Annotated in this window: 14 protein-coding genes; 9 read left to right on the top strand and 5 right to left on the bottom strand. The window is 56.9% G+C overall.

All coding sequences use genetic code 11. The features are described 5' to 3' along the window. Positions 1 to 19: 19 nt before the first annotated feature. Both hutG and IE156_RS12055 read left to right on the top strand, forming a co-directional pair. Positions 20 to 823: an N-formylglutamate deformylase gene (hutG, locus tag IE156_RS12060; protein ID WP_189392767.1), complete on the top strand. Its 804-nt coding sequence runs from the start codon at positions 20 to 22 to the stop codon at positions 821 to 823. An 80-nt stretch (positions 824 to 903) separates the two neighbouring features. Beyond that, the gene (locus IE156_RS12055) at positions 904 to 1,752 is read left to right on the top strand and encodes a putative RNA methyltransferase (RefSeq protein ID WP_189392766.1); all 849 of its coding nucleotides are present in this window, start codon (positions 904 to 906) and stop codon (positions 1,750 to 1,752) included. On the opposite strand, the gene IE156_RS12050 is transcribed toward IE156_RS12055, so the two are convergent. Next, on the bottom strand, positions 1,749 to 3,335 hold the full coding sequence (locus IE156_RS12050; RefSeq protein WP_189392765.1) for a sensor domain-containing diguanylate cyclase: 1,587 nt from the start codon (positions 3,333 to 3,335) through the stop codon (positions 1,749 to 1,751). The two genes, IE156_RS12055 and IE156_RS12050, sit on opposite strands and share 4 nt — an antisense overlap. 265 nt (positions 3,336 to 3,600) lie before the next feature. On the opposite strand from IE156_RS12050, the gene acnA reads away from it, so the two are divergent. Further along, entirely contained in the window at positions 3,601 to 6,354 is a 2,754-nt protein-coding gene (gene acnA / locus IE156_RS12045; protein ID WP_189392764.1) for an aconitate hydratase AcnA, read from the top strand. A 124-nt stretch (positions 6,355 to 6,478) separates the two neighbouring features. Further along, entirely contained in the window at positions 6,479 to 7,894 is a 1,416-nt protein-coding gene (locus IE156_RS12040; RefSeq protein ID WP_189392763.1) for an MFS transporter, read from the top strand. On the opposite strand, the gene IE156_RS12035 is transcribed toward IE156_RS12040, so the two are convergent. Further along, entirely contained in the window at positions 7,891 to 8,745 is an 855-nt protein-coding gene (locus tag IE156_RS12035) for an aldo/keto reductase (protein WP_189392762.1), read from the bottom strand. The genes IE156_RS12040 and IE156_RS12035 overlap by 4 nt on opposite strands. A 300-nt stretch (positions 8,746 to 9,045) precedes the next feature. On the opposite strand from IE156_RS12035, the gene panB reads away from it, so the two are divergent. Next, positions 9,046 to 9,867 carry a 3-methyl-2-oxobutanoate hydroxymethyltransferase gene (panB, locus tag IE156_RS12030; protein ID WP_189392761.1) on the top strand — a complete coding sequence of 274 codons (822 nt, stop codon included), beginning with the start codon at positions 9,046 to 9,048 and terminating at the stop codon, positions 9,865 to 9,867. 64 nt (positions 9,868 to 9,931) lie between these two features. Next, complete coding sequence (locus tag IE156_RS12025) at positions 9,932 to 10,897, top strand: LysR family transcriptional regulator (RefSeq protein ID WP_189392760.1); 966 nt, start codon at positions 9,932 to 9,934, stop codon at positions 10,895 to 10,897. Between the two features lie 50 nt (positions 10,898 to 10,947). On the opposite strand, the gene IE156_RS12020 is transcribed toward IE156_RS12025, so the two are convergent. From IE156_RS12020 to kynA, 3 genes are read right to left on the bottom strand one after another with little or no spacing between them, the layout of a single operon-like run. Further along, positions 10,948 to 11,325, bottom strand: a complete 378-nt coding sequence (locus IE156_RS12020; RefSeq protein ID WP_189392759.1) for a RidA family protein — start codon at positions 11,323 to 11,325, stop codon at positions 10,948 to 10,950. Further along, positions 11,325 to 12,233 (bottom strand): alpha/beta hydrolase, encoded by a 909-nt coding sequence (locus tag IE156_RS12015; RefSeq protein ID WP_189392758.1) that lies wholly within the window; start codon positions 12,231 to 12,233, stop codon positions 11,325 to 11,327. The genes IE156_RS12020 and IE156_RS12015 overlap by 1 nt, the downstream gene beginning before the upstream one ends. Continuing rightward, a complete protein-coding gene (kynA, locus tag IE156_RS12010; protein ID WP_189392757.1) occupies positions 12,230 to 13,102 on the bottom strand; it encodes a tryptophan 2,3-dioxygenase in 873 nt (290 codons plus the stop codon). Before kynA ends, IE156_RS12015 begins: the two co-directional genes overlap by 4 nt. Before the next feature lie 338 nt (positions 13,103 to 13,440). Here kynA and IE156_RS12005 point away from each other — a divergent pair, with 338 nt between their 5' ends. The 3 genes from IE156_RS12005 (at position 13,441) to ilvD (ending at position 16,541) form a co-directional block, all read left to right on the top strand. Continuing rightward, positions 13,441 to 13,929, top strand: a complete 489-nt coding sequence (locus IE156_RS12005; RefSeq protein WP_189392756.1) for an Lrp/AsnC family transcriptional regulator — start codon at positions 13,441 to 13,443, stop codon at positions 13,927 to 13,929. A gap of 170 nt (positions 13,930 to 14,099) precedes the next feature. Further along, complete coding sequence (locus IE156_RS12000) at positions 14,100 to 14,792, top strand: GntR family transcriptional regulator (protein WP_189392755.1); 693 nt, start codon at positions 14,100 to 14,102, stop codon at positions 14,790 to 14,792. Positions 14,793 to 14,828: 36 nt separating this feature from the next. Beyond that, positions 14,829 to 16,541, top strand: coding sequence for a dihydroxy-acid dehydratase (gene ilvD, locus IE156_RS11995; protein ID WP_189392754.1), 1,713 nt, complete (start codon positions 14,829 to 14,831; stop codon positions 16,539 to 16,541). Position 16,542 lies beyond the last annotated feature (1 nt).

Raw genomic sequence — 16,542 nt, 5'->3', positions numbered from 1 at the left:
AACAGACTGGAGTCTGCTAATGACCGTTCCTGCTGCCTTTGAGTTTTATCCGGGCACCGCGCCTTTATTGATCTCCATGCCCCATTCGGGCACCTACGTGCCATCGGATCTATTGGCACGCTTTACGGAGTCGGCGTGTCAGGTGCCAGATACGGATTGGCATATCTCTCGCTTGTATGAAAATGCCCGTCAGTTGGGGGCCTCGGTACTGGTGGCGACGTATTCGCGTTTTGTTGTGGACCAGAACCGTCCACCCGACAACACCAGTCTGTACCCCGGTCAAAGTGTGACTGGCCTGTGTCCCCTGGATACGTTCGGCGATGAGCCTATCTACCAGTCCGGCCAAGAACCTGACGAGCGTGAAATCGCCCAGCGTCGCGAGACGATCTGGCTGCCCTATCACCAGAAGCTGGAAGAAGAGCTGACTCGTTTGCTGGCCCTGCATGGCCGTGTAGTTCTATGGGATGCACACTCGATTCGTTCAGTGGTGCCACGTTTTTTTGAAGGCCGTTTGCCGGATCTGAATTTTGGCACGGCCAACGGTGTCAGTTGTGATTCCGCTTTGAGCGATCGCTTGATGCAAACGGCATCGGCCAACCAGGACTACAGCAGTGTTTTGAATGGTCGTTTCAAAGGTGGCTACATCACTCGCCACTACGGGCGTCCCGAGCAGAACATCCATGCTGTGCAGCTGGAAATGGCGCAGTGCTGTTATATGGAAGAGCAGTGGCCCTTTGAATACAAAGAAGATGCCGCCCGTAACATCCAGCCCTTGCTTGAGGCCTTGTTACGCGACGCGCTGGCTTTTGCTTCTGAGACGTAAATTCAGGATTGGCCCCGGCGCAGACAGGCCGGGGCGCTACACTATCGCCTTGGCCACGGTGGCCGTAGAGCGATTCATTCATGTCTGACCTTTCCCCGCCCTTGTTCGAGAAATTGTGCTGTCCGTTGGACGGCTTGCCGCTCGTGTTCGAGGCGCCCAGCTGGCGCTGTCCGTCAGGCCATTGTTTCGATACGGCCAGCCAGGGCTATATCAATCTGCTTCCGGTACAAAACAAACGTTCACGCGATCCAGGCGATAGCAAGGAAATGGTGGCGGCGCGCCGTCGCTATCTGGAGTCCGGGGTATACGAGCCAATTGCCGCCGGCGTCTGGCAGGCGTTGATGGATGGCCTGGAAGGGGAGGCGCCCTATGCGTGTCTGGATGCAGGCTGTGGCGAGGGCTATTACCCACGCTATTTGCGTCAGCAAGACAAAGAGGGGCAACTGGCCCTGATTGGCCTGGATATCTCCAAATGGGCAGCGATGGCGGCGGCACGCAGTTCCCCAGATATCCGCTGGCTGGTAGGCAGCAATGCGCAATTGCCGGTACCTGATGGCAGCCTGGATGCCTTGCTATGCATGTTTGGTTTTGCCGTGCCTGAGGAGTTTCTGCGTGCCCTGAAATCGGGTGGTATCTGGGTGCAGGTAGAAGCCGGTTCTGATCATTTGCTGGAGCTGCGGCGCATTATCTATCCAACCTTAAAGGCGGATAAGGACGTGGCCCAGGAGCCTGCCGCAGGCTTTAGCCTGGAGGCCTGCGAGCGTATTCGCTGTGAGATCAGCCTGACATCACAAGCGCAGATTGCAGATCTGCTCCTGATGACACCCCATCTGTTTCGCGCCAGCGCGCAAGGCTTGGAGCAGGCTCGTCAATTGACGAGCCTGGATGTACAGGTAGATGTGCTGGTGAAGGTGCTGCGTCGCCTTTAAGCCGTTTTCACGTCTTCATCGCTGATGATAGGGTCGCACAGCTCGACCCGGTTACGGCCATTGCGCTTGGCTTTGTAGAGCGCTGCATCGGCCAGTTTTAAGACCGTGCTGTGCTCGCGAGCGTGTACCGGCCAGTGGGCCAGTCCAATTGAAATCGTAATAGGGGAGCCCGCCGGGCTATTGGTCTCGCTGATCAGGATGCGCAGGCGTTCAGCCAGTTGCAGGGCTTGGTCGATGTCTTGATCGGGCAGGAAAATGCAGAACTCCTCGCCACCGACCCGACAGATCAGGTCAGTCTCGCGGGTACATGCCCGCATCGTGTCAGCCAAAAAGCTCAGCACCAGATCGCCAATATCGTGCCCATGGGTGTCGTTGATGCGCTTGAAGTGGTCAATATCCACCGTCAGCACGGAAAAGGGAGTATCTGTTTCCTTCCACTGCTGCAATACGGCGGCCATGCCACGGCGGTTATTCAGGCCGGTCAGCGGGTCGGTATTGCGCTCCACATTCATCACACCCATCTTGCGATTGACGCGTTTCAAGCCCAGCAGCATAGCCAGCTTGATCTGGCGGGATTCAAAGTACCAGGCGTGGACCTGAGAGATACGCGAACTGGCATTGGCCGAGTCCAGATGTGGCGCCTGACGGGCCAGCTGGCGCAAGGGCTTGGCGATCAGCATGGCCAGCATCCAGATCAGAATCTGCACGGCCACGAAAAACGGAATGGAGTTGCGCAGCACCTTGCCCAGCAAGACGGTCAGCTCGTCCAGCACGACTTTGGTGGGGCTTTGCACCACCACGCCCCATTTCACATCACTGCTGGGCGCGAAACCGGTCAGCATGTCTACGCCTTTGACATTGCGTAGGGCAATGGCATCGCTCTGGCCTTGGCTGACGGCATCAATGGCGGGATTGCCGTGCACGACTTCGCCAATACGGGCCACATCACGATGGAATATCAGGCGTTTGTGCTGATCGACCACATAAATATAGGAGCCGTCCCTGTAGAAATGCTCGCCCAGCAAGGCGTTCAGGCTATTGGGTTCATGCAGGTAAATGGAGCCGCCTACCAGCCCCTTGTAGTTACCGTCCCCATCAAAAATGGGGTGCGATATAAAGATCAGCAAACGCCCGGTGGCTGATAAATACGGAGGGCTGATCACCGGCTCTTTGGTGTGCAAGGCCAGCTGCGTGCCTTCGCCTTTCAATGTGGTGCCGATCAGGCTGAGCTGCTGGGGGGCATTGGCCAGAACCCGCCCCTCGTCGTTCAGGATCAAGACCGAGTTAAAGCTGTTGTTTTGTTCTTGCAGACGTCTGACTTCGTCGCCCAAGGTTAGCTCGGCCTGCGGCAAGGCTGTCGAGAGCACACTGGCGCTGTAGCGCAGCTGCTGTTGCAAATTGGCGATGAACGCATCGGTACTGCTGGCCAGCTTAAGCGCATAGGCACGGTTCTTCTCCAGTGCCTGCTCGATGAGCAAGGTACGTTCAGCCGAATAGGCCCCGTATAGGGTATAGCCCATGGTCAGCAGACTGCTGGCGGTAGCCAGCAAGAGAATCAGCCGGCGCAGATCAACAAAAAACATGAGGATGGGCGAATGCTAAAGGTAAAAGGGGGCAGATAAGACCAAGAAGAGGGGCGGAAGACGCCTAAACCATTATACGTAAAGAATGTTTCTAGGTTTGTGTAGGTGTGAGCTGAAGCGACAGACAGCCGGGCGTGCAGGGCAGGGGATAAGCTCAGAGTGTAAGATGTGAAATGGTCTAGACCAATAGACAATTACCACATGTGTTTCGCTGGCTGGGTAAATTGGACGGTATCGGCCAGCACTTTTCCATGGAGATCCCGATATGAAAAGCGTAGATAGTTTTAAGGCTTTGCACCAGTTGGACGTCGGCGGGCAGTCCTACGACTACTATCGGTTGGATGCGGTTCGTGGAGATGGCCTGGATGTTGCCAGCCTGCCCTATGGCCTGAAGATCCTGCTGGAAAACTTGCTGCGCACCGAAGACGGCGGGGATGTTACCGCGGATGATATCCGTGCTTTGGCGGCCTGGAACCCGGCGGCAGAGCCAGATCGTGAAATTGCCTTCACCCCCGCACGCGTTGTTTTGCAGGACTTTACCGGCGTACCCGCCGTTGTGGACTTGGCCGCCATGCGTGAAGCCATGCAGGCTCTGGGTGGCGACCCTCAAAAAATTAACCCCTTGGCACCGGTAGAGCTGGTGATCGATCACTCGGTGATCGTGGATGATTTCGGTAAGCCCAGCTCCTTCGAGCGTAACGTGCAGATTGAATACGAGCGCAATATGGAGCGCTACCAGTTCCTGCGTTGGGGCCAAAGTGCCTTCGATAATTTCAAAGTCGTGCCACCGGGCACGGGTATTGTTCACCAGGTAAACCTGGAGCATTTGGCTCGCGTGGTCTTTACGCGCGACGAGCAAGGCCGTCAATTGGCGTACCCCGACACCTGTGTGGGCACGGACTCGCATACGCCTATGGTGAACGGTCTGGGCGTGGTCGCCTGGGGCGTAGGCGGGATCGAGGCCGAAGCCGCTATGTTGGGCCAGCCCATTTCCATGCTGATCCCCCGTGTGGTGGGCTTTAAGCTGACGGGTCAAATGCCCGAGGGCACCACCGCCACCGACTTGGTACTGACGATTACCGATATGCTGCGCAAACATGGCGTGGTCGGTAAGTTTGTCGAGTTCTACGGCCCCGGTGTCAGTGCTGTGCCCCTGGCCAACCGGGCGACCATCGGCAATATGAGCCCCGAATACGGCTCTACGATCTCCATGTTCCCCATTGACGACGAAACCCTGCGTTATATGGAGCTGACTGGTCGCAGCACAGAGCAGATTGAACTGGTACGCGCCTATGCTCAAGCCCAGGGCCTGTGGCACGATCCGCAGCACGAACCTCGCTATTCCGAGCGTCTGGAACTGGATCTGTCTACCGTTGTGCCGTCGATTGCGGGCCCCAAGCGTCCACAGGACCGTATTGCCCTGTCCTCGTCCAAACCTTCGTTCCGCACCGCTGTGCGTGACCTGTTGGGCGATGATGTAGCTACTTACGATGAAGCCGTGGAAGAAAGTTTCCCCGCCTCGGATGTGCCTTCCCACAAGCCACCCGCACCACGTAAAGCTGCTGTGGAATTTACGCTTGCCGATGGTAGCCAATGCACACTGGACCACGGCTCGGTCGTGATCGCCGCTATTACCTCGTGTACCAACACTTCAAACCCCAGCGTCATGATGGCTGCCGGTTTGTTGGCTAAAAAAGCGGTGGAAAAAGGTTTGAGCCGCAAACCTTGGGTAAAAACCAGTCTGGCCCCCGGTTCGCGTGTGGTCACGGACTATTACCAGCGTGCGGGCCTGACGCCGTATCTGGACAAGCTGGGCTTTGATCTGGTCGGTTATGGTTGCACCACGTGTATCGGTAACTCCGGCCCTTTGATTCCCGAGGTCAGCCAAGCTATTAACCAGAACGATTTGGCAGTGGTGTCTACCCTGTCGGGTAACCGTAACTTCGAGGGCCGTATTCACCCCGAAGTCAAAATGAATTACCTGATGTCGCCACCTCTGGTGGTGGCCTATGCTTTGGCAGGCACCATGGACATCGACCTGTACCAAGAGCCTTTGGGCCAGGGTAGCGATGGCAAGGATGTCTACCTGAAAGACATCTGGCCCTCTGCGGCAGAGGTGCAGGACGTGATCAGCAAGGCTATTGCCTCGGATATGTACCGTGATGGCTATGCCGATGTGTTTGCCGGTGATGAACGCTGGCGCTCGCTGCCTACCCCACAAGGGGACCGTTTCGAGTGGCAGGATGACTCTACCTACGTACGCAAACCGCCTTACTTCATCGACTTGAAGCGCGACCCCAGCCCGGTTACGGACATTCGGGGGGCACGGGTTCTGGCCAAGCTGGGTGATTCGGTCACAACGGACCATATCAGCCCAGCGGGTTCCATCGCCCGTATGTCGCCAGCGGCCACGTATCTGATGGAGCACGACGTTAAACCACAGGATTTCAACTCCTACGGTTCGCGTCGCGGTAACCATGAAGTCATGATTCGCGGTACCTTTGCCAACGTTCGCTTGCGCAACCAGTTGGCCCCCGGCACTGAGGGCGGCTACACCCGCGACTTCACGCAGGATGGTGCTCCCGTTGCGACCATTTACGATGCCTCCCGCAATTATTTGAACGCAGCGGTTCCACTGGTGATTCTGGCTGGTAAAGAATACGGTTCAGGCTCGTCGCGTGACTGGGCGGCCAAAGGCACAGTGCTGTTGGGCGTACGTGCCGTGATTGCCGAGTCTTACGAACGTATTCACCGCAGCAACTTGCTGGGCATGGGTGTTATGCCCTTGCAGTTCCCAGCGGGTCAAAATGCCGAAACTCTGGGCCTGACGGGCGATGAGGTCTTTGATATTGAAGGCATTACGGCCTTGAATCAGGACAAAATCCCCGAGAAAGTGAAAGTGCGTGCCGGGGAGATCGAATTCGAGGCTCTGGTCCGCATCGACACGCCTAGCGAAGCACATTACTACCGTCACGGCGGTATCATGCAGTACGTTTTGCGGGGCTTGTTGAAGGCCTAAGCCCGGCCTAGGTCAAGGCGTGTCGTGACACGTCAGCAGGTGCGTCAGTGGCAGGGTGCAACTGACGCACTTGTGTGTTTAAGAGCCGGCATTTTTGCCGGTTTTTTGCTTGGAAAAAGAAAAAATGCAAAATACCCAAGAAGCGTCTTGGTCTGAATTACTGTCTGGCCGCAATGGTTTGCGCTCCTTGGCATTGGCCGGAGGCGTGGCTGTCCATGCGATTAACGTGTATGTGGCGACAACGATTCTGCCTTCTGTGGTGGAGGATATTGGCGGGCTGGAGTACTACGCCTGGAATACGACGCTGTTCGTGGTGGCCTCCATTCTGGGTTCGGCCCTGTCACCCCAAGTGCTGGAAAAACTGGGTCTGCGACACAGCTTCTTGATCTCGCTGCTGTTTTTTGCCATTGGCACCACCTTGTGCGCCGTGGCACCGTCTATGCCTTTCTTGCTGTTTGCCCGCACGGTCCAGGGTTTGGGGGGCGGCTTGTTGCTGGGTCTCAGCTATTCCTCGATCCGGCTAGTCTTTGACGAGCGTCTTTGGCCGCGGGTGATGGCACTGGTGTCTAGTATGTGGGGCGTGGCAACCTTATCCGGCCCCGCTATTGGCGGTATCTTTGCCCAGATGGGGCAATGGCGTCTGGCCTTCTGGAGTGTCTTGCCCTGTGCGGCTTTGCTGGCCGTGCTGGTCTGGACGCAGTTGCGTGATGCGCGTGCGCCTGAAACGCGTAAATCCGGCTCCACCCTAGGCAAGGTCTTGCTGCTGACAGCCTCTGTGCTGGTGATGTCGGCAGGTAGCCTGTCCACCTCCTGGATGATTAATCTGGCCGGAGTGCTGGGCGGTGCGATTCTGGTTTATTTAATGGCCCGTGCAGATCGCCAGTCCACTAGCCGGCTTTTTCCTCAAGGTACTTATTCGATCAGCACGGCCTTGGGCAGTTTGTATGCGGGTATTGGCCTGGTCAGCGTGGCAGTGGCCACGGAAATCTTCATTCCGTATTTTCTGCAGATCATCCACCACATGAGCCCACTTAAAGCCGGTTATCTGACGGCCTTGATGTCGGGTGGCTGGACCTTGGGTTCAATTGCCAGTTCCAGCCGTAGCCTGAAAACCGGGGACAGGCTGATTATTGCCGGGCCTGTGCTCTCGGGCGTGTCCCTGGCCGCTCTGGGCGTATTCATCCCTTGGGTCGGTTTGAGTGAAGGCACTGATTATTCTTGGGCCCTGTACCTGTCTTTATTGGGGGTCGGACTGGGGATTGGCCTTGCTTGGCCGCATCTGCTGACGCGGGTTTTTCATTCTGCGCCCAAGGGGCAGGAGAATATTGCCTCGGCCGCCATTACCACCTTGCAGTTGTTCACGATGGCATTGGGTGCGGCCTTGGCGGGGATTATTACAACGGCTTCGGGCTTCGTAGACCCCGGTGGGGTGCAGGGCGCACGCCAGTCGGCGCAGGCGCTGCTGTGGCTATTCGCCTTGGCACCCCTGCTCGCGGCCTTTTTGTCCGGGCCAGCGCGCCGGGTGCGTCCTACGACTTAGTCCTGGACGGTGCTTTTGGGCAAGCGGAACAGTTCTGGATCAGGGCCAAGACGGCCTTCGGGCTGGTCCAGACTGGCAATAGCCGCCATATCCTGTTCGCTTAGTTCAAAGCTGAAAATGTCCATATTGTCGCGTTGACGCTGGGCGGAGTTGGACTTGGTAATCACCATATTGCCCAGTTGAATCTGCCAGCGCAGCATGATTTGAGCTACGGAACGACCATGCTCCTTGGCAATCTTGTTCAGCACCGGGTTGTCCCACAGCGTGCCCAATCCCAGCGGGCTCCAGGCCTGAGTCTGGATGGCGTGGTCAATATGGTAGTGGCGGGATTCTGCCTGCTGAAAGCCAGGGTGCAGCTCAATCTGGTTCAAGACGGGCAGAACACCGGTCTTATCCAGCAAGGTTTGCAGGTGCTGGGGCAGGAAATTGCACACACCAATGGATTTCACACGGCCCTCATTGCGCAAATTGATCAGCGTTTCCCAGGACTGCATGTACTGGCGGTTCTTGGGCACAGGCCAGTGAATCAGGTATAGATCCACATAGTCCAGCTGCAGCTTGTCCATGCTTTCTTCAAAGGCGGCGCGAGTGTTCTCATGGCCATGCATGTCGTTCCACAGCTTGGTGGTCACAAACAATTCTTCGCGGGGTACGGTGGACTGACGAATGCCTTGTCCGACCTCGGCTTCGTTGCCGTAGATAGCGGCGGTGTCGATCAGGCGGTAGCCCGCGTCGATGCCACTGCACACGACATCTGCCGTTTGCTCGACAGGAACCTGCCAGACGCCCATGCCCAGTTGCGGCGCACGGTTATCGTCATGGAAGGTGATTGTTGGGGGGGTAGTCGACATAGGTCTCTCCTCGGTTGAGTGCACGGCAAAACAGCCAGGACATGGCTGCTGCAACCACCGCGCATTGGGAACGATCGGGCTCTAGCGTACAGGCAGTGTCAAAGTGAATGTCCTTAAAAGGACCTGAATCCGCATGGGATGGACACGCGAAGCTTGTACGTAGGCAGGAAATTAGCTTATTGTTTTTTGTCCTGCGGCGATTATAGAGGCGTCGACTGGAATTTTTCTTAAGATGTTGCAATCTGCATCATTCATAATCCCATATAAGCGTTTGCCTATGGGATTCCAGCTGGAGTAAGTATGAGCGTACATACCACGCAGGTTCGCGTAAGCGTTCCCGCCCTGACCGCCTGCAAGGGCAAACAAAAAATTGCTGCGTTAACAGCCTATATCGCGCCTATCGCACGTATGCTGGACGAGCACCTGGATATGATTCTGGTGGGCGATTCGACTGCTATGGTGGGCTATGCCATGCCCGACACCCTAAGCATTACCGTCGATATGATGGCTGCCCACGCTGCCGCCGTGGTGCGTGCGACTCAACACGCTTGTATTGTCGTGGATATGCCGTTTGGTAGCTATCAGGAATCACCCCAGCAGGCCTTTGCCAATGCATCGCGTATGCTGGCAGCCAGTGGCGCACAGGCCGTCAAGCTGGAAGGTGGCCAAGTCATGGCAGAGACCACCCGCTTCCTGGTCGAGCGCGGCGTACCTGTGCTGGCCCACGTTGGGTTGATGCCGCAGTACGTCAACACTATGGGCGGTTACAAAGCCCAAGGCATGACCGATGCCGCCGCCCAGCGCGTGCTGGAAGATGCCGTGGCGCATGCTCAGGCCGGTGCCTGGGGTGTTGTACTGGAAGGTGTGGCTGAAGGTCTGGGTCGCCGTATCACCGAATCTATTTCCATCCCTACCATTGGTATTGGCGCATCGCCCGCATGTGATGGTCAGGTTTTGGTAACGGAAGACATTTTGGGCCTGACTAATGGCAAAATCCCCAAATTCGCCAAGCCTTATGCAGATGTGGGTGCCTTGATCTCGCAAGCCGCAGCGCAATACGCGTCTGAAGTGCGTGATGGCTCTTTCCCCACGCTGGATCAATGTTTCGGTGTCAAACGCTAGTCCGGCTAACTATTACCCATTAGAATATTTCATGTTGATAAATGCGGCATTCACATAGAACGACATGGAAATTCGCCAATTAGAAGCTTTTGCAGCTGTGATGTCCGCAGGCAGTGTGACCGCTGCCGGCCGACTGCTTGACCGCTCTCAGCCGGTGGTCAGTCGGCAGATCCAGGAGATGGAGCAGGAACTGGGTTTCAGACTTTTTACACGCACCCGTCCGCAGGTCACCCTGACCGAGCAAGGGCGCGAGTTTTATCTGGAAGCCCGGCCTGTACTGATGAACCTGGAGGTACTGCAAAGCCGTGCCCTGGAAATCGCGCGTGGGGGCTTGCGGCCCCTGCGTATCGTCGCGACCCATGCCCTGGCTCTCGGCTTGTTGCCGCAAGCCCTGGGCATCATGGAGCAGCACGATCCGGCCTTCAAGCAAAAGCTGATTATTGACACGGTTAAACCGGAAGAAGTGGTGCAGGCTATCGACGAAGGGCGGGCAGACCTGGCTGTAACCAGTCTGCCGCTGGATATTGATGGCTGCACCTTGCATTGGTCCGGGCAAAGTCCCTGCTTACTGGGCATGTCCGTGAACCATCCATTGGCAAAGCAGGAACTGGTGCGCTTAAGCGATATTCAAGGCACGCCCTTGATCTCGATCCAGAACCGCCACCGCTTGCGCCACACCTTGGCCACCGCCTTGCTGCGCGCGAGCCCGGAAGCGCCGGAAGATATCCGTCATATCGAGGTTGCCTCATCGCTGGAAGGCCTGGTTCTGGCTAGCCAAGGCGTTGGCGTGTCCCTGATTGATCCTTTCACCGCCCACGGCCTGCCTCTGCCGAACGTGGTGCTACGCCCGATTGATATTCACGTGCCTTATATGGTCGGCGTGGTGTCTTTGCGATCCCGCGAACTGCGGCCCGATGCGCAGCGTCTGGTGGAAGCCATGCGGCAATATGTACTGCAATTTATCCCGCGTTTTGTGCTGGGCGATGACACTGGTTTGCCAAGCACACAAGACCCATTTGATTCGCTGTAATTAAGCGTGCAGGCAAGGGCGTGGCCGCCGCTTGCCCGCCTTTTCTAGCGCTAGGGAATCATGGCGTAAGCCACCACTTCCAGCTTCATGCCCGGCTCGACCAAGGCCGCTACGCCCACGCTGGCGCGGTTAGGGTAGGGGGCGGAGAAAAACTCGCGATACACCCTATCAATAACATCCATGTCTGCTACATCAGTCATGTAGATGAGCACTTGGGTGACATTTTCCAGCGTACCGCCCGCCGCTTGCGTGGCACGCTGCAGGTTGGAAAAGGTCAGGCGAGCCTGCTGTTCGATGGGCCCCGTGTCTATGCTGCCATCCGGCCGCACAGGCCCGTTCACCATGAACAGCATTTCACCTTTGGCTTTGACTGCCCATGAAAACGCTTGCTTCAGGGGCGGAAGCCCGACGTCGACAACGTGTTTCATTACTTGCTCCGAGTAAAGGTGACCGGCAGCGACGCAAAAAGTGCGCGCGTCGCATCGCCCAGGCTCGTGTTGGGGCGAGCCAGGTCAAGAATGACATTGAAGTGATTGCGTGCAGGCATTTCGATGGACGTCCCGTACTGCACGCTCATCGCGTCGAGTAGCTCTGCAAAAGCCTGGCTCTGTCGTTTGAACTCCGAGGTTTCTATCTCGCCCCAGCTAATGATGGAGGGAGGAAAACCCGTCAAATCAAACCCTTGCGGGCTGACCGTCAGTGCGCTGGACTCGTCCAGGGAGAGCGCCTCATTGATGCTGGTGCCAATAAGGGGCTGCAGATCGTAGATGCCCGACACAAGTACTGCCGCTGCAGGCGTTCCAGCCGGTAAATCAGCGTCGTCCTTCCACCCCCGCAGACAGCACATGGCAGCCAAATGCGCACCGGCTGAGCTACCGGCAACGATGATGCGTTGAGGGTCAAAGCCTAATTCTTCCCCGTGCTGGTGCAACCAGCGTAATGCCTTACGACATTCAAGCACCATGTCATGGACGCTAGCCTGCGGTGCCAAGGTGTAGTCAATGGCGGCAAAGGCAATGCCAGCCTGGGTGCAATCCGGGGCAGCGAATAAGGAGGACGCCTTGGAGAGCTCCTGCCAGTAACCGCCATGAATAAACAGCAGTAGCGGCGGGAGTGGTTCCGAGTCACCGTGCTCCGGCAAAAAGAGGTCGAGCGTATGCGCCGCAGCACTGCCATACGCTAGCTCGACATGCCTGGACGCGCTGTTCAAGGCGGCCTTGCTGAGCGTGGCGTATTCCTCAATGTACGGCGCATAGTTGCCGCCTATACAGGAGCTTGGCGAATACTCGCGCTCTCGCACCTCGGCAGAGAGAGTGTGTTTTGAGGCCTGCGTCACAGTGCGGTCCGAACAGTCCAGATCTCGGGGAACAGCACGACGTCCAGCATCTTGCGCAGGTAGCTGACGCCACCCGTGCCACCCGTTCCACGCTTAAAGCCGATAACGCGTTCGACTGTTGTGACGTGACGGAAACGCCAAAGGCGGAAAGCGTCCTCAATATCGGTCAGTTTTTCGCCGAGTTGGTAAAGATCCCAGTGAGCATACGGGTCGCGATAAACCTGCAGCCAGGCGGCTTCGACTTCGGGGCTGGCAACATAGGGTTGAGTCCAGTCACGCTCCAGATGGTCGGCTGGGATATCAAAGCCCTGGCGTGCCAACAGGCGCAGCGACTCGTCGTAAAGCGAAGGGGCGCGATACGCTGCCTCGACTTGGCTTAACAGGTCGGCTCTGTGCGCATGGGGTTTGAGCATGGCCGCATTCTTGTTGCCCAGGGCGAACTCAATACAGCGATATTGCGCGCTTTGGAAACCGCTGGAACTGGCCAGATACGGGCGCATGGCGGTGTATTCCGGCGGGGTCATCGTTGACAGGACGGTCCAGGCGCTGACCAGTTGCTCCATGATGCGCGAGACGCGTGCCAACATCTTGAAGCTGTCGGCGTAGCGGTCCGCGGCGACGGAGGCGGTGGCCGCGTTCAATTCGTGCAGCATCAGCTTCATCCAGAGTTCGCTGGTCTGGTGCTGGATGATGAACAACATTTCGTCGTGAGCAGGGGAGAGCGGGTGCTGCGCGCCCAGCACTTCGTCCAGGTGCAGGTAATCGCCATAGCTCATGGATTGGCTGAAATCCAATTGCGCCTTTTCTTCCGAAACGATGCGCTCTGTGTCGCTGAATTCCTTGTCAGCCGATGCTTTGGAAGCATTCATTGATTCTGTCTCCCGTACGTTAATAATGGCGTTTGTGATATGCCGAACATTATCGTTTGTTAGAGCCCGACATGCGCATGTAGCCTGATTTCACCAGTGAATGTTTCGCGCTTCAGGGAGAGAGCCGCTGGGCGCTGCGTTTGCCGCTAATGATGGGCAGACAGGGTGGGGTCAACCGGGTAGGCGCTTGCCTGGGCAAAGAGGGGATTTGTCTGTGGTTTCAGGAACAAGTCCCACTTAATTTTATGCGTTGATCTTATGTATTTAAGAGACTTGTGCCAAGCTGTTTTTCGTGGACGCATAATTTTTTCTCTAAATTTTCAAAAATGGATTTTTTTATGCAAATAGAACTGGATGAGGTGGACTGCAAGTTGTTGGCAGAACTGCAGCGAAACGCCAGGCTCACGACCAGCGAGCTGGCTCAAAAGGTGGGCATATCGCAGTCGCCTTGCTGGCGTCGAATTCGGCGCATGGAAGAATCCGGATTGATCGCCGGCTACCAGGCCAGGCTCGACCGCCGCGGTTTGGGGTACGGGGTGGTGGCCTTTGTCAGTATCAGTGTCGACTTTCAAAACGAAGCCCGCTCGGTCGAGTTTGTCGAGGCTGTGCGCGATATTCCCGAGGTGGTGATGTGCCATGGCATTGCTGGTCCGGCCGATTTTTTGCTGATGGTCGTTGCCAAAGATCTTGATAGCTATTCCGAACTGCTGCAACGAAAACTGCATCGCTTGCCGGGTGTTAGACAGGCACAAACCAGCTTTTCTTTGCAAGAATTCAAAGGGCTGAATGAGCTGCCAATTCCTGCGCTAAGCGGCGCTACCACTTGATTTGGCGCCTTACTGATCGGGGTGCGTGGACAGGCAAAAGCGCTTGCCAAGCCGCGTATCCCCAAGGAAGGTGGTAAGGGTTTGCTCTGATTTGTTGTTGGGGAAGTCCGTCCTTAGAATTGATCAAATATCACAAATCATTGGTCGAATTCACTTTGTGACGGAATTTAATGAAACATTCAGATGCTCCCAGCACAAGCGCTCCGCTTGAGGCTTTTCAACCCATCGTGCGGCAATCCGTCAACGAAGCGGTCTATCAAGCCTTACGCAATAAGTTGATGCACGGTGAATACCGTGCCGGCCAAGTGCTCGGCATTCAATATCTGGCCGATGCGCTGGGCACCAGCACGATGCCTGTGCGTGAAGCGCTGCGCCGTCTGGTCGCCCAGCAGGGCTTGGAGCCCTTGCCCAACGGCACTACGCGTGTCCCCCTGATTACCAAAGCCTGCCTGAGCGATATTCGTCGCGCCCGTGTCCTGATCGAAGGCACGGTCACGGAGTGGGCCGGTCCTTACCTCACCTCGGCCTTGCTGGACCAGCTTGAACAACTGGCAGGGGAAATCACTCAAGAGCGCCGCACGCCCCAAGGCGTTGCCAGCAGCCTTGAGAAAAACCGGATCTTTCATTTCACGATTTACGGAGCGGCACAGTCCCCCGTCATGCTCGCCATGATCGAGAGCCTGTGGCTGCAGTCGGGTGCTTATCTGCGTGAAACCCGCGAGTTGCTGCACAACAAGGATTCCGCGGATCAACTGCACGAATCCACCATCAAAGCGCTACGTGCCGGAAAGTTCACCGAGGCGCGCCAATACATTCAGGAGGATGTCTCCTGGGTCTTCGACCGCCTGGATCTCGCCGATTAAATCGATCTCTTAACGACTCCTCATCCACCAAAGACCATGCTAAAAAAACATAGATCAAAAGTAGTTACCGAGGGCGCGACCCGCACCCCACACCGAGCTTTTCTACGGGCCACCGGCCTGGATGATGATGATCTGGACCGCTCGATGGTCGCTATCATCGGCACTGCCGGAGACAACACACCTTGCTCTAAATCGCTAGGCCCTCAGGCAGACAGCGTTCGTTTGGGCGTTGCCCAAGGCGGCGGTGTGCCCGTCATGATGAACACGATTTCCGTGTCCGACGGTACCTCCATGAACCACGCTGGCATGCGTATGAGTCTGGTCTCGCGCGAGTTGATCGCCGACAGTATGGAAGTGGCGGTGCGCGGTCATGCCTATGACGCTTTGGTTGGCCTGGGCGGTTGCGACAAGACACTGCCTGGCACTTTGATGGCCATGGCACGGCTTAACGTGCCCTCGGTTTTCATTTATGGCGGTTCTATGTTGCCGGGCTACTCGCCTGACGGCACTGAAAATACGGTGCTGACCGCCATTGAAGGCGTGGGCCGCTACCAGACCGGGGCGATTTCCCTGGAGCAACTGCACGGTATCGAGCGCACCTGTGCCATGACCGTCGGCTCCTGTCCGGGCCAGTTCACGGCCAACACCATGGGTATGGTGGCCGAGGCCTTGGGTTTGTCTTTTCTAGGTTCTTCGACCACCCCAGCGGTGTACAGCCAACGGCACGCGTTGGCTCGCCGTGCGGGTCGACGCGTGATGGAAATTCTGGCTAACGGTGGCCCACTGCCGCGCGATCTCATTACACGCAAGAGCCTGGAAAACGCCACTGCCGCTGTCGCCGCTACCGGTGGATCGACCAACGTGGCTTTGCATATTCCCGCTATTGCGCACGAAGTGGGCATTCGTTTCACCACGGACGATATGGCCGAGGTCTTTAACCGCACGCCATTGATTGCCGACTTGCAACCCGGTGGCCGTTATTTGGCACGTGATCTGGACGTGATCGGCGGCGTGCCAGTGGTCTTTAAGGCACTGCTGAAAAGCGGCCACTTGCACGGTGATGCACTGACCATTACGGGTGAAACCCTGGCAGAGGCCCTGGAGAGTTTCCCTGATGTGGATGGTCGCATTGTGCGCAGCAGCGATCAGCCTATCCATGCTTCGGGTGGTTTGGTCGTACTCAAGGGCAATCTGTGCCCCGATGGTGCCTTGCTGAAGATCGCCGGTCTGAAGTCTCTTGTTTTTGAAGGGCGTGCACGCGTTTTTGAAACTGAAGAAGACTGTATGGCGGTGGTGTCCAAACAAGCCTACGAGGCGGGCGATGTACTGATCATTCGCAACGAAGGCCCTAAAGGTGGCCCCGGTATGCGCGAGATGTTAAGCGTTACCGCCGCGATCTACGGTCATGGCAATGGCGAGAAAGTGGCGCTGCTGACGGATGGCCGTTTTTCGGGTGCGACACGCGGTATGTGTATCGGCTATGCCAGCCCTGAAGCGGCGGCAGGCGGGAACATCGGTCTGGTGCGCGACGGCGATCGTATCACTATCGACGCTACGCAAAGCAGTATGCAGCTGCATGTGTCCGATGAGGAACTGGCCCTACGCAAGACGCAATGGCAGCCCTATTTGCGAGGCCGGCTGGCCGGTGCGCTGGAAAAATACTCACGCCTGGTTGGGCCAACCAACGAGGGGGCAGTAACCCATTCGGGGGCTGCTGAATGGCCGCAAGAAGAGAACGAGGACGACTGAA

The sequence above is a fragment of the Alcaligenes pakistanensis genome (genome assembly GCF_014652815.1).
GTDB lineage: Bacteria > Pseudomonadota > Gammaproteobacteria > Burkholderiales > Burkholderiaceae_B > Alcaligenes > Alcaligenes pakistanensis.
This window is presented reverse-complemented; position numbering and strand designations above follow the sequence as displayed.